This window comes from Mesorhizobium sp. M8A.F.Ca.ET.207.01.1.1, from assembly GCF_004794715.1.
Classification (GTDB): Bacteria; Pseudomonadota; Alphaproteobacteria; order Rhizobiales; family Rhizobiaceae; genus Mesorhizobium.
Map to the genome: position 1 here is coordinate 406,100 of NZ_SRUS01000004.1, position 17,359 is coordinate 423,458.

Annotated in this window: 11 protein-coding genes; 10 read left to right on the forward strand and 1 reads right to left on the reverse strand. The window is 65.1% G+C overall.

The features are described 5' to 3' along the window. Window positions 1-188 precede the first annotated feature (188 nt). From EN850_RS14295 to EN850_RS14305, 3 genes are read left to right on the forward strand one after another with little or no spacing between them, the layout of a single operon-like run. The gene (locus tag EN850_RS14295) at window positions 189-1,463 is read left to right on the forward strand and encodes an efflux RND transporter periplasmic adaptor subunit (protein ID WP_136091575.1); all 1,275 of its coding nucleotides are present in this window, start codon (window positions 189-191) and stop codon (window positions 1,461-1,463) included. Window positions 1,464-1,467: 4 nt separating this feature from the next. Continuing rightward, window positions 1,468-4,623 (forward strand): efflux RND transporter permease subunit, encoded by a 3,156-nt coding sequence (locus EN850_RS14300; RefSeq protein ID WP_136091576.1) that lies wholly within the window; start codon window positions 1,468-1,470, stop codon window positions 4,621-4,623. Window positions 4,624-4,634: 11 nt separating this feature from the next. Further along, a complete protein-coding gene (locus tag EN850_RS14305; RefSeq protein ID WP_136091577.1) occupies window positions 4,635-6,122 on the forward strand; it encodes an efflux transporter outer membrane subunit in 1,488 nt (495 codons plus the stop codon). Between the two features lie 80 nt (window positions 6,123-6,202). Here the strand turns inward: EN850_RS14305 and EN850_RS14310 are convergent, their stop codons facing one another. Next, complete coding sequence (locus EN850_RS14310) at window positions 6,203-6,970, reverse strand: response regulator transcription factor (RefSeq protein ID WP_189591107.1); 768 nt, start codon at window positions 6,968-6,970, stop codon at window positions 6,203-6,205. Window positions 6,971-7,791: 821 nt separating this feature from the next. Here EN850_RS14310 and EN850_RS14315 point away from each other — a divergent pair. From EN850_RS14315 to EN850_RS14345, 7 genes are all read left to right on the forward strand, one after another. Beyond that, window positions 7,792-10,221 (forward strand): hypothetical protein, encoded by a 2,430-nt coding sequence (locus tag EN850_RS14315; protein WP_189591109.1) that lies wholly within the window; start codon window positions 7,792-7,794, stop codon window positions 10,219-10,221. A 205-nt stretch (window positions 10,222-10,426) separates the two neighbouring features. Continuing rightward, window positions 10,427-12,319, forward strand: a complete 1,893-nt coding sequence (locus EN850_RS14320) for a type I secretion system permease/ATPase (protein ID WP_136091580.1) — start codon at window positions 10,427-10,429, stop codon at window positions 12,317-12,319. A gap of 11 nt (window positions 12,320-12,330) precedes the next feature. Beyond that, a complete protein-coding gene (locus tag EN850_RS14325; RefSeq protein ID WP_246689207.1) occupies window positions 12,331-13,626 on the forward strand; it encodes an HlyD family type I secretion periplasmic adaptor subunit in 1,296 nt (431 codons plus the stop codon). Between the two features lie 165 nt (window positions 13,627-13,791). Next, complete coding sequence (locus EN850_RS14330) at window positions 13,792-14,478, forward strand: aspartyl/asparaginyl beta-hydroxylase domain-containing protein (RefSeq protein WP_136091581.1); 687 nt, start codon at window positions 13,792-13,794, stop codon at window positions 14,476-14,478. A 179-nt stretch (window positions 14,479-14,657) separates the two neighbouring features. Then, window positions 14,658-15,788, forward strand: a complete 1,131-nt coding sequence (locus EN850_RS14335) for an ROK family transcriptional regulator (protein ID WP_127279632.1) — start codon at window positions 14,658-14,660, stop codon at window positions 15,786-15,788. Further along, window positions 15,785-16,588: an ABC transporter permease gene (locus EN850_RS14340; protein ID WP_127870312.1), complete on the forward strand. Its 804-nt coding sequence runs from the start codon at window positions 15,785-15,787 to the stop codon at window positions 16,586-16,588. The genes EN850_RS14335 and EN850_RS14340 overlap by 4 nt, the downstream gene beginning before the upstream one ends. 11 nt (window positions 16,589-16,599) lie before the next feature. After that, window positions 16,600-17,358 (forward strand): ABC transporter ATP-binding protein, encoded by a 759-nt coding sequence (locus tag EN850_RS14345; protein ID WP_167531341.1) that lies wholly within the window; start codon window positions 16,600-16,602, stop codon window positions 17,356-17,358. The last annotated feature ends 1 nt before the right edge of the window (window position 17,359 follow it).

The following is a 17,359-nucleotide window of genomic DNA, read 5'->3' on the forward strand; positions in this document are numbered from 1 at the left end:
CAGCCGCGAAGCAGGAGCGCGACATGAGCCGCTTCGAAGCACCCCTCGACGCCGCCCTTGGATGCGCGCGGCCCCTCGTTACGACATCGACCGTCCTTGCCTCCGACCGCCGGCATTCGGCCTCGCCCCCATTGGGCGATCCGATGCCCAGGCGGTAACCGCTCCTCCAGCGAAAGATCATTCAACCCATGTCTATCCAGTCCAGCCAGTCCTTTTCGCCGGTTCGCCGGTTCGCGCCCTGGACGGCGCTTGCCGCGGCCCTTCTCCTGGCGGCCTGCTCACAGGAGGGCGGCAAGGCTCCCGCGGGCATGGGCGGTGTCGGCAAGCCCGAAGTCGGCGTCGTCACGCTGCATCCGCAATCGGTGGCGATAACGGCCGAACTGCCGGGGCGCACGGCGGCGTCGCTGATCGCCGAGGTGCGACCGCAGGTCGACGGCATCATCCAGCGGCGCCTGTTCAAGGAAGGCAGCGAGGTGGCGGCTGGACAGCCGCTCTACCTCATCGACCCGGCGAGCTACAAGGCGGCCTATGACAGCGCGATCGCCGCGCAGCAGAAGGCGGCGGCGGCGGTGCCCACCGCGCAAGCCAAGTTCGACAGATATGCCGGCCTCTTGAAGCAGAACGTTGTTTCCAAACAGGATTATGACGATGCCGCCGCCACGCTTGCACAGGCGCAGGCGGATGTGGCTTCCGCCAAGGCCAGCGCGGAAACCGCGCGCATCAGCCTCGACCGCACCTCGATCACCGCGCCGATCGCCGGCCGCATCGACAAGTCGACGCTGACGCCGGGCGCGCTGGTCACCGCCAACCAGGAGACGGTGCTGACCACGATCCGTTCGCTCGACCCGATCAATGTCGACGTCACGCAGTCGAGCACCAATCTGCTCAACCTGCGCCAGGCGATCTCGGAGGGACGGCTGAAGTTCAGCGGCCCCAATGTCAGCGTCAAGCTGAAGCTCGAGAACGGCACCATCTACGCGCAGACCGGCAAGCTGGAATTCTCCGGCGCAAATGTCGACCAGACCACCGGCACATTCGCCTTGAGAGCGGAGTTTCCCAATCCCGACCGCCTGCTTCTGCCCGGCATGTATGTGCGGGCGCTGGTCGAGGAGGGGGTCGCCCAGAACAGCTTCCTGGTGCCGCAGCGCGGCGTCACCCGCAACACGAAGGGCGAGGCGACGGCCATGGTCATCAATGCGCAGGGCAAGGTCGAGACGCGCGTGCTCGCCGTGCGCAACACCGTCGGCAACAACTGGCTGGTCGATAGCGGTGTCAGCGATGGCGACCGCGTCATCGTCGAAGGACTGCAGCTCGTGCGCCCCGGCGGCGACGCGACCGGCGTCGAAGTGACGATCGACGAGGCGACCGGCGAGATCAAGGACCGTGGTCAGACATCGGCCTTGCCGGCCCCATCCAAGATGGCCAGCACCGGCCAGCAACCCGCCGCCTCGACCGGGAACTGAGACGATGTCAGCATTTTTCATCAACCGACCGATCTTCGCCTGGGTGATCGCCATCGTGATCATGCTGGGCGGCCTGCTCGCGCTCACCACGCTGCCGATCTCGCAATATCCGCAGATCGCGCCGACCACGGTCAACATCAGCGCCACCTATCCCGGCGCCGACGCGCAGACGGTCGAGAATTCGGTGACCAAGGTCATCGAGCAAGGCATGACCGGCATCGACAATCTCGACTACATGACGGCGACGTCGACCTCGACCGGTTCGGCCTCGATCACGCTGACCTTCACCAGCACGGCCGATCCCGACACCGCACAGGTGCAGACACAGAACAAGCTGCAACTGGTGCAGTCGCAACTGCCGCAGGTGGTGCAGAGCAACGGCATCACGGTTTCAAAGTCCTCGACCGGCTTCCTGATGGTCATCGGCTTCGTCTCCAGCGACGGCAAGATGAACTCCACCGATCTCGCCGACTATGTCGATGCCACCGTCAACGACACGCTGAAGCGCGTCGAGGGTGTCGGTTCGACGCAGCTCTTCGGCTCGGGCTATGCCATGCGCATCTGGCTCGACCCGGACAAGCTCGCCAAATACGCGCTGATGCCGAATGACGTGGCGAGCGCCATCGAGGCGCAGAACACGCAGGTTTCGGCCGGCCAGCTCGGCGGCCTGCCGGCGCGCAAGGGCCAGCAGCTCAACGCCACGGTGACCGCCAAGAGCCGGCTGCAGACCGCCGAACAGTTCCGCAACATCATCCTCAAGAGCCAGACCGACGGTTCGCTGGTCCGCCTCAACGACGTCGCCACCGTCGAACTCGGCGCCGAGAGCTATACGACGCAAGCCAACTACAACGGCAAGCCGGCGGCCGGCGTCGCCGTCAACCTGGCGACCGGCGCCAACGCCATCAGCACCGCCGAAGCGGTGCGCTCGACGATCAACCGGCTGAGCTCGACCTTCCCGCAAGGGGTCGAAGTCGTCTACCCCTACGACACCTCGCCCTTCGTGCGGCTGTCGATCGAGGAGGTGGTCAAGACGCTGGCCGAGGCGATCGTGCTGGTGTTCCTGGTGATGTTCATCTTCCTGCAGAATTTGCGGGCGACGATCATCCCGACCATCGCCGTGCCGGTGGTGCTGCTCGGCACGTTCGGCGTGCTGTCGCTGTTCGGCTATTCGGTCAACACGCTGACCATGTTCGCCATGGTGCTCGCCATCGGCCTGCTCGTCGACGACGCCATCGTCGTGGTCGAGAATGTCGAGCGCGTCATGGCGGAGGAGGGGCTGCCGCCGAAAGAGGCGACGCGAAAATCGATGAACGAGATCACCGGCGCGCTGATCGGTATCGCCACCGTGCTGTCGGCGGTGTTCGTGCCGATGGCCTTCTTCGGCGGCTCGACCGGCATCATCTACCGGCAGTTCTCGGTGACCATCGTCTCGGCCATGGTGCTGTCCGTGCTGGTGGCGCTGGTGCTGACGCCGGCACTGTGCGCCACCATCCTGCGGCGGCCGAAGGACCATGCCACGCAGACGGGTCCGTTCGGCTGGTTCAACCGGATGTTCGATCGCGGCACGACGGCCTATCGCGACGGCTCGCACGGCATCATCAACCGGGGAAAACGCTTCCTCGTCGTGTTCCTGGCCATTGTCGTCGCCATGGGCTGGATGTTTGCCCGGCTGCCGAGCTCGTTCCTGCCGGAAGAGGACCAGGGCATCCTGATCACCAGCGTGCAATTGCCGGTCGGTGCCACGCAGGACCGCACCGAGCGCGTGCTGAAGCAGGTCACCGACCACTATCTCAACGACGAAAAGGACGCTGTCGACGGGGTCTTCACCGCGTCGGGCTTCGGCTTCGGCGGTGCCGGGCAGAATGTCGGCATCGGCTTCGTGCGGCTGAAGGATTTCAGCCAGCGCAAGTCGCCCGCAATGGCCGCGCAGGCGATCGCCGGCCGCGCCATGGGTGCGTTCTCCAAGATCAGGGATGCGCAGGTCTTCGCGCTGGCGCCTCCCGCCATCCAGGGTTTCGGCAACACCAACGGCTTCGACTTCTACCTGCAGGACGTCAATGGCGCCGGCCATGACGCGCTGATCCAGACGCGCAACCAGCTTCTGGGTCTTGCCGGGCAAAGCAAGCTGCTCGCCAACACGCGCCCCAACGGCCAGGAGGACCAGCCGCAATTCTCGGTCGACATCGACCAGGAAAAGGCCAGCGCGCTGGGCGTCAGCCTCGCCGACATCAACAACACGCTGTCCAGCGCCTGGGGCAGCGACTACGTCAACGACTTCATCGATCGCGGACGGGTGAAGCCGGTCTACATGCAGTCGGACGCGAATTTCCGCATGCAGCCGGAGGACCTCGACAAATGGCAGGTCCGCAATGCCAGCGGCGCCATGGTGCCGTTCTCGGCCTTTGCCTCCAGCCACTGGACATTCGGTTCGCCAAGGCTCGAGCGCTACAATGGCTCGGCGGCGGTCGAAATCCAGGGCGCGGCGGCGGCCGGTGTCAGCTCGGGCGCGGCGATGGACGAAATCGACAAACTCGTCGCGCAATTGCCGGCCGGCTATTCGCATGAATGGACCGGGCTGTCGCATCAGGAGCGGCTTTCGGGCAACCAGGCGATGTCGCTCTACGCGATTTCGGCGCTGGTCGTGTTCCTGTGCCTGGCCGCGCTCTATGAAAGCTGGTCGATCCCGTTCGCGGTCATGCTGCCGGTGCCGATCGGCATCTTCGGCGCGCTGGCGGCGGCAAGCCTGTTCGGCCAGACCAACGACGTCTATTTCAAGGTCGGGCTTTTGACCACGATCGGGCTGGCCGCCAAGAACGCCATCCTGATCGTCGAGTTCGCCATCGAGCGGCAGGCGACCGGCATGGGGCTGGTGGAGGCGACGCTGGAGGCGGCGCGACAACGATTGCGGCCGATCCTGATGACGTCGCTGGCCTTCATCCTCGGCGTCACGCCGCTGGCGATCGCCAGCGGCGCCGGCTCGGGGGCGCAGAACTCCGTCGGCATCGGCGTAATGGGCGGCATGATCGCGGCGACGGTGATCGGCGTGTTCCTGGTGCCGCTGCTGTTCGTCACGGTGCGGCGCATCTTCAAGGGCAGGGTGGCTAAACCAGATCCCGGGCAGGATACGGGCGAAACGCCGGTGACGGCCAACCAGCAATAAGGGGTTCTCACATGACAGGTCTTGAACGTGGCTCGGTGGCCGCGAGGCGGCTCCTTGCGCCTATTCTCGGTGCGGCCTTGCTCGCGGGATGCGTCGTCGGTCCGGACTATCGGACGCCCATCCTGCCGATGCCGGCAAACTGGAGCGGCCAGAAGCCGACCAAGTCCGCCCAGCCGGCGCGGCTTTCACAATGGTGGCAGCGCCTGCGCGACCCGCAGCTCAACATGCTTGTCGCGGAAGCGGTCGCCGGCAATCTCGATGTCGCGACCGCGAAGGCCAAGATCCGCGAGGCGCGCGCCAGCTACCGCCAGAGCGCCGGCACATTGCTGCCGTCTGTGGATGGATCCGGCTCGATCACGCGCAACAAGTCGGCCGAGACGACATCGGGCGCCAATTCCATCTACGCGGAATACCAGGCCGGCTTCGACGCCAGCTGGGAACTCGACCTGTTCGGCGCCAACCGCAGGGGTGTCGAGGCCGCGCGCTTTGGGGTGGATGCGTCCGAGCAGGGATTGCGCTCGACCCTTCTGACCCTGGTCGGCGATGTCGCGTCCTATTACACCCAGGCGCGCGGCTACCAGGCGCGCATCGCGCTCGCCCGGCGCTCGGCCGTATCGCAGCGGCAGACGGCCGAACTCACCCGCACCATGGCGCAGGCGGGGTCGGCGACGGCGGCCGATGTCGCCAAGGCGATGGGCCAAGCGGCCAGCACCGAGGCCGCTGTGCCGACGCTGGAAGCAAGCTATGCCGAAGCGGTGCATCGCCTGTCGGTGCTGACCGGCCGGCCACCGGCGGCGCTCAACGAGCGGCTGAAGCGCGGCAAGCCGATCCCGGCGCCACGCTTGCCGATGCCGACCGGGATTCCGGCCGACATCCTGCTGTCGCGCCCGGATGTGCTGATGGCCGAGCGGCAATACGCGCAATACACCGCCAAGGTCGGCCAGGCCGAGGCGGCGCGCTATCCCTCGGTCAGCCTGACGGGAAACATCAGCACGGCCGCCCTCAATCTCGGCGACCTCGGCAAGAATTCGTCCATCGGCTGGTCCTTCGGGCCGACGCTCAGCGTGCCGCTGTTCAACGCCGGCCAGTTGCAGGCGGCCGCCGACGTCGCCCGCGCGCAGCGCGACCAGTATTTCATCGCCTACCGGTCTTCGGTGCTGACCGCGCTCGAGGATGTCGAGAACGCGCTGGTGCTGATGGCGCAGGAGCGCATCCGCATCGGCAAGCTTGCCGCGTCGGCGAAATCCTACGGCGATGCGGCGCGGCTGGAAGGCACGCTCTACAAGGCGGGCGAGACCAGCCTTCTCGACGTGCTCGACGCCCAGCGCTCGCTCTACTCGGCCGAGGATTCGCTGCTGCAAAGCCGCGTCCTTTTGGCGACCAATTACATTGCTCTCAACAAGGCGCTCGGCGGCGGCTGGGACGGCGCGGTCGATGCCGCCAAGCCCGAGATCGTCGACGTCAAGACCGGGCCGCGGCTGGCGAAGGTGGAGCCCTAAGCGGCTTCATGGAGACGGGCTGTTCCGTCCGTCCCGCAGGGTTGCCACTTTGGCGTGACATGTGATCGCCAGCCTGACGGCTATCCCTTGTTGGACTCCCGGCGCCGAGCTGGCGTTTGCCGGGCCGCAGGGCGCGCCTGGCCTCCGCCGGCATCAGGCGCCGCCAGTGCCTTCACGACCGTCGCGGCGCCGCCATTCGCCGCATGCGCGACACTCGGTCCGATCTGGCCGGCGGCGAGTTGCGAGAGCTCAGTCCGCGAGGAGACCTGCAATTTGCGGTAAATGTTGTTCATATGAATTTTCAGCGTACCTTTCGAGATGCCGACGTCGAAGGCGATCTGCCGGGTCGGCTTTTCGGCGAGAACTTGCCGCGCGATCTCGATTTCGCGGCTCGTCAGCCTCTGCGAGAGGCTCCGCCATTTCGTCCTGCGCGACGCCTCGTTCTGGACGGCCTCGCTGACAATCTCGGCGGGCAGCCACCGGCCGCCGGCGGCAACCCGGTGCAGGCATTTGAGCAGGGCGTCGACGGCGGCCTCCTTGAATACGATGCCGGCAACGCCAACCGCGACAGCGTCGTAAAGCTGGGCCTGAGAGGCGCCGACCGTCAAAAGCACACAAGACGTCGCGAGCCCTTGCCGGCCGATTTCGGCGGCGACATCGAGGCCGTTCAGTCCCGGCATGCTGATGTCGAGCACCGCGACATCAGGCACGTCGCGCTGGATGGCCGTCAGGGCGGCCGCGCCGTCCCGCGCCGAACCGACCACCGCGAAATTCGGGTCGCGGGCAATCATGTCGATCAGGCCGTGCAACAGCAGCGGGTGGTCGTCGGCGACGAAAACCGTGACCATGTTCAGTTCGCTGGCTGCCGAACTTCTCGGCCAGGGTTCCATGGCGCGGTGCGGCCATCGATGGCTTCCGGTGGCCGCCGGCGCCCGTGCTCGGTCATGGCGTCTTCTCCCCTTGCGTGTCTTTGTGACACATCAGCGACTTCATCGTGCCGGAAGCGAACATCGCGACCCGGCCCTCATCCTGCGAAGCGTGAGGCCATGCTGACAGAAGCAGCGTGGTTGCGCAAAACATTAGCAACTGCTTAGTTAATCCTCAAGCGGCGCGCCGTGCAAAATGCGTGGCGGCGGACTGAAAGCAGATGCCACGCCGATGTGCCGATGCTGGTCTTCATCTTGGATGATTCATCGGAGCCATCACGAAATTTTTGTAGATCCGACCGTGAATCTCCGGTTCGTGAAATAACTAAGCCAAAGCAACGCAATTATTCTTGTCTGCAAAAGCACTTTTTCAGAACTGAAATCGACTTTCCTGCCTATAACCGGGGTTATATAGACGGACGCATTGCAACCTGCGCAATATGGTTTGGGAATTATTAACGTCCAGGCAATCGCTAGGATTGTCGGGGTTGGGGCTTTGGGTGTGGGTATAACGGTCAGTCCGACGGCGGGCCAGCTCCGTCATACGGCAATAGCTGTGTCCGGCGAATGGGAGGCAGTCTCCCCGCCGAACCTTTCTCCTTTCAAAGTCGTCGATTTTGTCACGAACGATTGCTCGCCTGCCCGGCCGCGTCCCTCGGACGCTGCGCGCCGGCGCTGCGATCAGGCCGGAATAGATGGGGGCGGCCCGACCGCCGACCGCACAACAATGTGGAGGAAGTAGCATGGCGATCGATATTGGCAGTGGCGTCCTTCTCGAGGCAACGACGGTAGGGTCGGGCACCGGCAGTTACGATTCCTTCCTGAGGCTGCAGGCGACAGGTATCGAGGAGGGCTTCAACACCGACCAGAACGGCAACGTCGTCGACAACAAGGCGTCCTTCACCCACGACCTGCAATACGGCAACATGCAGTCGATCAATGTCGACGGCGTCGACTATATCGAATTCCGGCTCGACCTCAATGAAAGCAACAATGAGACAAACGGCAACATCACGCTGACCGGCCTTGACATCTACATTTCAAACGCCGGAGCAACGCTTGCCGACTACGATGCGGACTTTGCGGGATTCACCACCGTCTTTCATCTTGACCTGAACGACCCCCAGTATTTGATTGACTCCAATCATGGCTCGGGAACGGACGACTACCGGGTGCTCGTGCCGGTCAGCGACTTCACGGCGGCCGGTGTCTCTCCCGACTCCTATGTGACGCTGTTTTCGAGCTTCTCAGGGGCCAATGGGGGCTTCGAGGAGTGGCGCACGCTTACGACGCCCGGCACCGGCACTGATGCGCCTGGAATCGGCATCGAAAAGGTAACGGTCGACGGCTCGGCGATCGGCGACGGTCTGCAGGTGCTCTCCGGTGATACGATCACCTGGCAATACACGGTCAGCAACACCGGCAATGTCGCATTGTCGAACATCGTCGTCACCGACGACCACAATGACGTGGTCGTGACGGCGGTTCTCAGCGGCGGTTTCAACGTCGGGGACACCAACCAGGACGGCAAGCTCGACACCACCGAGCACTGGAGCTTCATCGGCACCAGCATCGACAAGGCCGTCATCGGCGACTACGCCAATATCGGGACGGTGACCGGCTCGGCCGGGGCGGTCACCGTAACAGACAGCGACGGCTCCAGCTATTTCGGCGCCGATCCCGAGATCAAGATCGACAAGGTGACGGTCGACGACGGGGTCAAGGGCGACACTCTGACGATCCTGACCAACGAGCCGATCTCGTGGGAATACACGGTGACCAATATCGGCAACGTCGCGCTGTCGGGTATCTCCGTCACCGACAGCGACGGCGGCGTGACGCCGGTCGCGGTGCTTGGCAACGGCCATGTCACCAATATCGGCGACAGCAACGACAACAACATGCTCGACGCCGGCGAGATCTGGAAGTTCTCGGCAACCGGTACCTCCGTGGCTGGCCCTTACAGCAACACCGGTACCGCCTCCGGCTCCTTCACCGACGATGCCAACCACACACGCACCGCCACGGCCACCGACGACTCCGGCTATACCGGCGCCGATCCGCACATCACGCTCGACAAGAAGACCAACGGCGTCGACCATGGCCTCAACATCTTCCAGGGCCAGCCGGTGACCTGGACCTACGATGTCAAAAACGACGGCAATGTCGCGCTCGCCCATGTGGTCGTGACCGACGACAACGGCACCGCCGGCACCGGCGATGATTTCCATCCAACCGCTATCCTCAGCGGCGGCTTCAACAGCGGCGACATCAACCAGAACGGCCTGCTCGATACAAACGAGACCTGGCACTACCAGGCGACCGGCGTCGCGCAGCTGGGTAGCTACGTCAACAACGCAACGGCCACCACCGATGCCTTCGTCGACACGGCCTTGCATTCGCGTACGCCGCTCGCCACCGACAGCAGCGACTATGAAGGCTTCTCGAACAAGGCGCTGACGCAGGGATTCTGGGGCAGCCACGCGGATGCATGGGACAATATTGCCGGCAATGAGGGCAATCCCACCAAGAGCGCCGTCGCCAGCCATGTTCTGTCCGGCCTCGACGTCAATCCGCGTACGGATGGCTATTTGCTGCTCGGCGACAGCAACGGCGACGGCATTGCCAACGATGCGCACGATCTCCTGATTTCGAACGCTCTGGCCAAGTCCATCGAATCGAGTTCGACCGGCGGTGACGCACGCGTCATCATGTTGCAACAGGCGATCGCCACCCAGCTCAACATCGACAACCATGTCGGTCAGCCCAACGACCTGATCGACGAGGCGGTGATGTGGCTGACCAAGCAAGGAGCGTGGTCAACTGTCGGCGTGAATGTCGATACCAACAATGACGGGGTCGTTGATGAGAATGGGGCTCACACGGCGCTTACGGGTGCGGCGGTGAAGACTTCGTCGGCTGCCTGGACAAGCTATGTCGACGTCACCGATCCGAGCTCCGGCATCACCGACTGGAACGGCGGCAAGGAGGCCGATGGCGAGGGCCTTAAGAACGCGCTGATGTGGTTCAACCAGGGGCAACTGGTGACGTCCGGGCCGGGCGGTCATGTCGCCTGGTTCGATGGAACCAACATCGTCGACGAGCATCCCAACACGCTCGACCAATTCTGGCTCACGCTGCATCAAGTGGGGGGCCTGACGGGCATCGCCTGAGGCTGGTTTCCGGCCGTCGGCCGGGTGCCTTGCCGCAGCGCCGCCCACATGGATTGGCATGGAAAGGGGCTCCACGATCTTCAATTCGGCGCAGGCCAGGGTCAGGTCCTTGGGTCTGGTTTTGATAGCCTGCGCCCTTTTTCCTGCACTCGGTGGCATGTTGACGACATCGCCAGGCGTCTGGCTGTTCTGCCTGGCGTTCGCGATGTTTGGCGCTCTTCTGCTGTTTCGGGGACGCAATCCTTTTCGCGCTGAAACCGCTCCTGGCGCAGCCCCCGGCGTCGCGGCGACGGCGCGAAAGGCTGCCGGGCCCGGTGCCCGGCAGCCCAATCCTCGGCGGCAGGGATCGGAACTCTCGGCGGCAATCAAATCCTGCCGCTCGGCCTTCATCGCCATCGCACTGTTCAGCGGCGTCCTCAACGTCCTGATGTTGTCCAGTTCGATCTATATGCTCGAGGTCTACGATCGCGTGCTGCCGAGCCGCAGCGTGCCGACGCTGATCGGCCTCAGCCTGCTCGTAGCCATCCTCTACGCCGGACAAGGCGTGCTCGATTTCATCCGCGGCCGCATCCTGGTGCGCATCGGGGGAGCCCTCGACGAAGCGCTCGGCGCCCGCGTCTATTCCAGCGTCCTCAAGCTGCCGCTCAAGGTCGGGCGCAATGGCGACAGCATGCAGCCGGTGCGCGATCTCGACAGCGTGCGGACCTTCCTGTCGGGCACCGGCCCGACCGCGCTGTTCGACCTGCCGTGGCTGCCGCTCTATCTAGCCATCATCTTCATGTTCCACGTGCTCCTCGGCGTAACCGCCCTGGTCGGAGCGATCGTGCTCGTCCTGTTGACCGTCTATGCCGAGCGGCTGACGCGCAAGCCGGTCACATTAGGCACCCAGACCGGCATCATCCGCAACGGCCTGACCACGACCGGCAACCGCAACGCGGAAGTCATCGCGGCTCTCGGCATGGGCGGCAGGATGGCGAAGCGATGGGAAGAGGCCAACCGCGACTATCTCGCCGAGCAGCGCAGCGTCAGCGATATCGCCGGCGGCTTCGGCGCCGTGTCCAAGGTGCTACGCATGCTCCTGCAATCGGCCATGCTCGGCATCGGCGCCTGGCTGGTCATCGAACAGCAGGCGACCGCGGGCATCATCATCACGGCATCGATCCTGAGCGGGCGGGCGCTGGCGCCCGTCGATCTGGTCATCGCCAACTGGAAAGGTTTCCTGACCGCGCGGCAGGGCTGGCAGCGGCTGACCAGGATTCTTGCCGCATTGCCCGCCGATGCCGAGCCGATGGTCATGCCCGCGCCGAGCCGCCACGTCTTCATGCAGAACGTCAGCGTCGCCGCGCCCGGCGTGCAGCGGCTGCTGGTGCAGGACGCCAGCTTCGCACTGGAAGCGGGACACGCCGTCGGAATTATCGGTCAGAGCGGTTCGGGCAAGTCGACGCTGGTCAGGGCGCTTGTCGGAGCCTGGCCGTCCGCCGCCGGCAGGATCCGGCTCGACGGCGCCGACCTCGATCAGTGGTCGCCGGAAGACCGCGGCCATTTCATCGGTTATCTGCCGCAGGACGTCGAGTTGTTCGCCGGCTCGATCGCCGAGAACATCGCGCGTTTCGAACCCGACGCCGATCCCGCATTGGTGATCGCCGCCGCCAGGGCCGCCGGCGCGCATGATCTCATCGTCGGTTTCCGCGATGGCTACGAGACGCAGATCGGCGAACTTGGCGAGGCCGTCTCGGCCGGTCAGCGCCAGCGCATCGCGCTGGCCCGCGCGCTCTATCGCGATCCGTTCCTGGTGGTGCTCGACGAACCGAATTCCAACCTCGACGCCGAAGGCGAACAGGCGCTGTTTCAGGCTATTGTGTCGGTGCGGCAACGTGGCGGCATCGTCGTGCTCGTGGCACACCGGCCAAGCGCGCTCGGCACGGTCGATTTCATCCTCGCCATGAGCCAGGGCCGCGTCCAGGCGTTCGGGCTCAAGGACGATGTCTTGGCGAAGCTGTTTCCGCGGCCGCAACCGGCGGTGAGCGCCGTGCCGCACCTCAGGCTTGCCACCGAGGAGCCGGCGCCGCGGCCGGGCGCGGCGGTGGCAGGCGAGTAAAGGGAGGGATGATGCCGAGTTCCTCCCACCAGTCCATTCAACGCTACATGCGCTGGGGCCTCGTCGCGGTCGCGGTGCTGGTCGGCGGCGTCGGCGGCTGGGCCTCGCTGACCCGCATTTCGGGAGCGGTCATCGCGTCGGGGGTCCTCGTCGTGGATTCCCACGTCAAGGACGTACAGCATTCGACCGGCGGCATCGTCGGCGAGATCGCGGCGCGTGACGGCGACCGGGTCAAGCGCGGCGCGCTGCTCGTGCGCCTCGATCCCACCGTGCCGGCGGCCAACCTCGCCGTCGTCACCAAGGCCCTCGACCAGTTGTCGGCACGCGAAGCGCGCCTCGAAGCGGAGCGCCGGGGTGCCGATGCCATCGCCTTCCCCAGGGATATTCTCGATCGTCGCGGTGATGCGGCGATCGCGGAGATCATCGCCGGCGAGGAACAGGTCTTCGAGACAAGGCGTGCGGATCGTTCCGGCCGGAAGGGCCAGTTGCAGGAGCGCATCCTGCAGCTGCAGAAAGAGATTGGCGGGGACACGGCCCAGGCGGAAGCCAAGTCGCAAGAGATCGCGCTTGTCGAGGAGGAACTGGCCAGCATACGCGCGCTGTGGAAGAAGCGGCTGATCTCGATCGACCGCCTGACCGCCATGGAGCGCGAGTCGGCGCGGCTCGATGGCGAGCGCGGCCAGTTGACGGCGGCCCTGGCGCAGGCCCAGGGCAAGATCGCCGAGATCAATTTGCAGATCCTCCAGATCGACCTCGAACTCAGCACCGACGTCAACAAGGATTTGCGCGAGATCGACGGCAAGGTCGGCGAACTGACGGAGCGCAAGATCGCCGCCGAGGACCAGCTCAGGCGCATCGACATCCGCGCGCCGCAGGACGGCATCGTGCAGCAATCCATCGCCCACACCGTCGGCGGCGTCATCACCCCTGGCCAGACGATCATGCAGATCGTGCCCGACAGCGACAGCCTGACGGTCGAGGCCAAGATCGCGCCGAGCGACATCGACCAGCTGTGGGTCGGCCAGCCGGCGGCGCTGCGCTTCTCGGCCTTCAACCAGCGCACCACGCCGCAGATCAACGGGACGGTCGAACGAACCTCGCCGGACACGACGACCGACCAGCGCACCGGCATCAGCTACTATACTGTCCGCATCGCGACGACGAACTCGGAGATCGCGCGCCTCGGCGAGGTCAAGCTGGTTCCGGGCATGCCGGTCGAATCCTTCATCAAGACCGCCGACCGAACCGTGATCTCCTACCTCGTCAAACCGCTGCAGGATCAGCTCAACCGCGCCTTCAGGGAATGAGCGGGACATCTGGGATCGTTCGATCCGGTTGACGAATTGCCTCGGATTGCCGGGTGGCCGGCACAGGACCTGGCCCATGGCTGTCCGGGTAGTTCACGACGCGATGACCAAAATGTGCAACCCGAACCATCGGCTGTCCGTTTATGGTGTCATCGAGGCTATGCGATGTCCCGCGTCTACGATCTTGCATCCAATGGGGTCCGGCGTGTCTATGAAAGGCGCATAGACGCGCCGGCTATCCTCGATGCCGCCACCGATTTTCCGAACGCGGCGAAATTCATCGCCGCCTGGCGCGGCATACGCGACGAAGCGCTCGCGGTGCGGCTGGGCGGGGCGCCGCGCTTCCACGACATCATGCCGGAGCAGGCCGAGATCTCGGCCAATGACGGCCTCGACTGGCGCATGTTCGTGCTCAAGGCCTACGACATCGGGGTTCCCGAAAACCTGGCGCGGATGCCGGTTCTGAGCCAGTTGCTCGCCGAGTGTCCCGAAGTCAAATCGGCGGCCATCTCGTTCCTGGCGCCGCGCAAGCACATTCCCAGCCATCGCGGACCGTTTCGCGGCATCATGCGCTTTCATGTCGGCCTGGTCATTCCGCGGCAGACCGATGGCCGCCCCGCGACCATCATGATGATCAATCATCAGGAGAAGCGGATCACGGATGGCGAAGGCATGCTGTGGGACGACACCTTCCCGCACGAAGTGATGAACAACGCCGACGAGGCGCGCATTGCGCTGTTGCTCGACGTCTGGCGTCCGGGAATGCCGCTGGACATGGAAATCCTGTCCCGGCTCATCGTGCGCGGCGTGCAGGCGGGGATGCGCCACAGGGGCGTGTCCTTCTCCGGCTGAACCCTGTCCCTTTGTTTTTAAGCAATTTCCAAGGGAAAGCGCTAGGTCCTCACTCTTCTGAATTGCTTGGTCACGTGGCGACGACCAGCCGACGCGGCTCGGTCATTCGCCCGGTGGTGGGCGTGTCCTTGACAGCCTTAATTAATTTATTAACATTAGAAAATAATAGGGAGGAGAAGATGGGCGTCCATCACGGAGCAATCCTGCGCATCCTGCGCGACGACGGCCCGCAGTCGCGTGCCGAACTGGCGCGGCGGACCGCGCTCTCGCCGACCGCGCTGACCCATCTGACGGCGCATCTGCTCAGGGAAGGGACGGTCGTCGAGCTCAACCAGGCCGCCGCCGGCGACGCACCCGTCGGCCGGCCGGCCATCGGCGTCGCGCTGGTGCCGGATGCCCTGTCGGTGGTTGGCGTGCACATCGGCGCGGGCACCATCCATGCCACGATCACCGACCTCAAGGCTTCCTCGAAAGCCATGGCCTCGCAGTATTTCGACACCGCCACCAGCGAACCGGCCGCGGTGATCGGCATGGTGGTGCGGACCGTCGAGCAACTGATCCGCAAGACAGGCGTCGAGCGGTCCCGGCTGATCGGCCTCGGGCTCGGCGTGCCTGGCCCGGTGGACACCAAGCGGCGGCGCAATTTGCAGTCGGTCAATTACGACTGGAAGGACGTGCCCTTCGCCGACGAACTCGAGACGGCCCTCGGCATACCCGCCGTGGTCGAGCACAATGTCAGCGCCATGGCGCTGGCGGAGTCGCGCTACGGCATCGGCCGCGACGCCACCGCGCTGCTCTACATCTACCTGCGCACCGGCCTCGGCGCCGGGCTGGTGATCAACGGCATGCCATTCCGCCCCGGCGGCTATGGGGCCGTCGAACTCGGCCATGTCCAGGTGGTAGAGAATGGCGAGCGCTGCGCCTGCGGCAACAGAGGCTGCCTGGAGACGTTCCTGTCCGAACGGGCGCTGGCCCGCGACGCGCATATCGAGGCGCCGCATCCCAAGCGGCTGCTGGCCGAGTTGGAGAAGTATCCCGAGCCCTGGAACGCGGCACTCAGGCACCTGACGACAGCGATCGCGACCGCGACCAACCTGCTCAATCCGGACCTGATCGTTTTTGGCGGCCATCTCGCCGAAGCGCCGGAAAGCTTCATCGACCATATCCGCGAGGGCGTTCCGCCCCGCGTGCTGCCGCCGATGCGCGATGTGCTGCGCATCGAGCGGTCAAGCCTCGGCCCCGGCGCTGGCGCCATCGGCGCGTCGGCCGCGGCGCTCGACCACTTCTTTTATTCGGGGGTTTCGCGATGAGCGAGACAGCCAAGACGACACGCCCAGGCGGTACGCCGCCGGAAGGGCAAGGCATCGACTATCCCGCCCTCGCGCTCAATCTCGTCGGGCTCGTCGCCGGTGTCGCCATCTGGTGGGCGCTTACGGCGGGCGGCGCGGTCGGCCTGCCGCCGCCGCCGCAGGTGGCGGCGCGGTTCGGCGATGTCATCGCCAGCGGGCAGCTTGCCACCGATATCGCCTCCAGCCTGGCGCGGGTGCTGACCGGCTTCCTGCTCGGCGTCATCCTCGCGATCCCGGTCGGCTTCGTCATGGGCTGGTACAAGGTCGCCCGTTCGCTGATCGAGCCCTATCTGCAGTTCTTCCGCATGATCCCGCCGCTCGCCATCATTCCGCTGGCGATCGTCACCATGGGCATCGACGAGACGCCAAAAATCTTCGTCATCTTCCTGGCATCGTTCCTGGCCAGCGTCGTCGCCACCTATCAGGGCGTCATCAGCGTCGACAAGACGATGATCAACGCCGCGCGGGTGCTTGGCGCGAAAGACATGACGATCTTCCTGCGCGTCATCATCCCGGCGTCGACGCCGTTCATCCTGGTCGGGGTACGCATCGGGCTTGGATCGGCCTGGGCGACGCTGGTCGCCGCCGAACTGATCGCCGCGCAGTCCGGGCTCGGCTTCCGTATGCAGCAGGCGCAGCTTTATTACGACCTGCCGACCATCTTCGTCAGCCTGATCACCATCGGCCTGCTCGGCCTTGCCATGGATCGCATCCTCCTGGTGATCGAGCGCCGGCTCACCGTCTGGCAGGAGCGCGTGTGATGGCTTCCAGGATCGTTCCAAAGATCGTGTTCGACAAGGTCACCCGCCGCTTCGATCTGAGCGACAACAGCTTCATCGCGCTCGACCGACTGTCGCTCGACATCGCCGACGGCGAGTTCGTCACCGTCGTCGGCCCCTCCGGCTGCGGCAAGTCGACGGCGCTCAACATCGCCGCCGGCCTGTTGCGGCCGAGCGAGGGCAGCGTGCTGGTCGACGGCAAGGCTGTCGAAGGGCCGGGGCCGGAGCGCGGCATGATCTTCCAGCAATACGCGCTCTTTCCCTGGCTGACCGTTCGCCAGAACGTCGAGTTCGGGCTGCGCATCAAGGGCGAGGAGGCTGCGCGCCGCAGGCAGATCGCCGAGCGTTTCATCGACCTCGTGGGGTTGCGCGATTTCGCCGACGCGCTGCCCAAGACGCTGTCGGGGGGCATGAAGCAGCGTTGCGCCATCGCGCGCGCCTATGCGGTCGACCCTTCCATCCTGTTGATGGACGAGCCGTTCGGCGCGCTCGACGCGCTGACCCGCGTGCAGTTGCAGGACCAGTTGCTCGACACCTGGAGCCGGGAGCGGCGCACGGTGATGTTCATCACCCATGATGTCGACGAGGCTGTCTACCTCGCCAACCGCGTCATCGTCATGGCGGCGCGGCCGGGCAGGCTGAAGGAGATCATCGATGTCCCGCTGCCTTATCCCAGGACCGAGGAAATCCGGCTTTCGGCCGAGTTCATGACCATCCGCAACCGCGTCTGGCAAGCGGTGTACCACCAGTAGC

Bases quoted from the DNA above. Each gene is read 5' to 3' on its own strand.
- EN850_RS14295 (WP_136091575.1), top strand. From the start codon at position 189: ATGTCTATCCAGTCCAGCCAGTCCTTTTCGCCGGTTCGCCGGTTCGCG.
- EN850_RS14300 (WP_136091576.1), top strand. From the start codon at position 1,468: ATGTCAGCATTTTTCATCAACCGACCGATCTTCGCCTGGGTGATCGCC.
- EN850_RS14305 (WP_136091577.1), top strand. From the start codon at position 4,635: ATGACAGGTCTTGAACGTGGCTCGGTGGCCGCGAGGCGGCTCCTTGCG.
- EN850_RS14310 (WP_189591107.1), bottom strand. From the start codon at position 6,970: ATGGTCACGGTTTTCGTCGCCGACGACCACCCGCTGCTGTTGCACGGC.
- EN850_RS14315 (WP_189591109.1), top strand. From the start codon at position 7,792: ATGGCGATCGATATTGGCAGTGGCGTCCTTCTCGAGGCAACGACGGTA.
- EN850_RS14320 (WP_136091580.1), top strand. From the start codon at position 10,427: ATGTTTGGCGCTCTTCTGCTGTTTCGGGGACGCAATCCTTTTCGCGCT.
- EN850_RS14325 (WP_246689207.1), top strand. From the start codon at position 12,331: ATGCCGAGTTCCTCCCACCAGTCCATTCAACGCTACATGCGCTGGGGC.
- EN850_RS14330 (WP_136091581.1), top strand. From the start codon at position 13,792: ATGTCCCGCGTCTACGATCTTGCATCCAATGGGGTCCGGCGTGTCTAT.
- EN850_RS14335 (WP_127279632.1), top strand. From the start codon at position 14,658: ATGGGCGTCCATCACGGAGCAATCCTGCGCATCCTGCGCGACGACGGC.
- EN850_RS14340 (WP_127870312.1), top strand. From the start codon at position 15,785: ATGAGCGAGACAGCCAAGACGACACGCCCAGGCGGTACGCCGCCGGAA.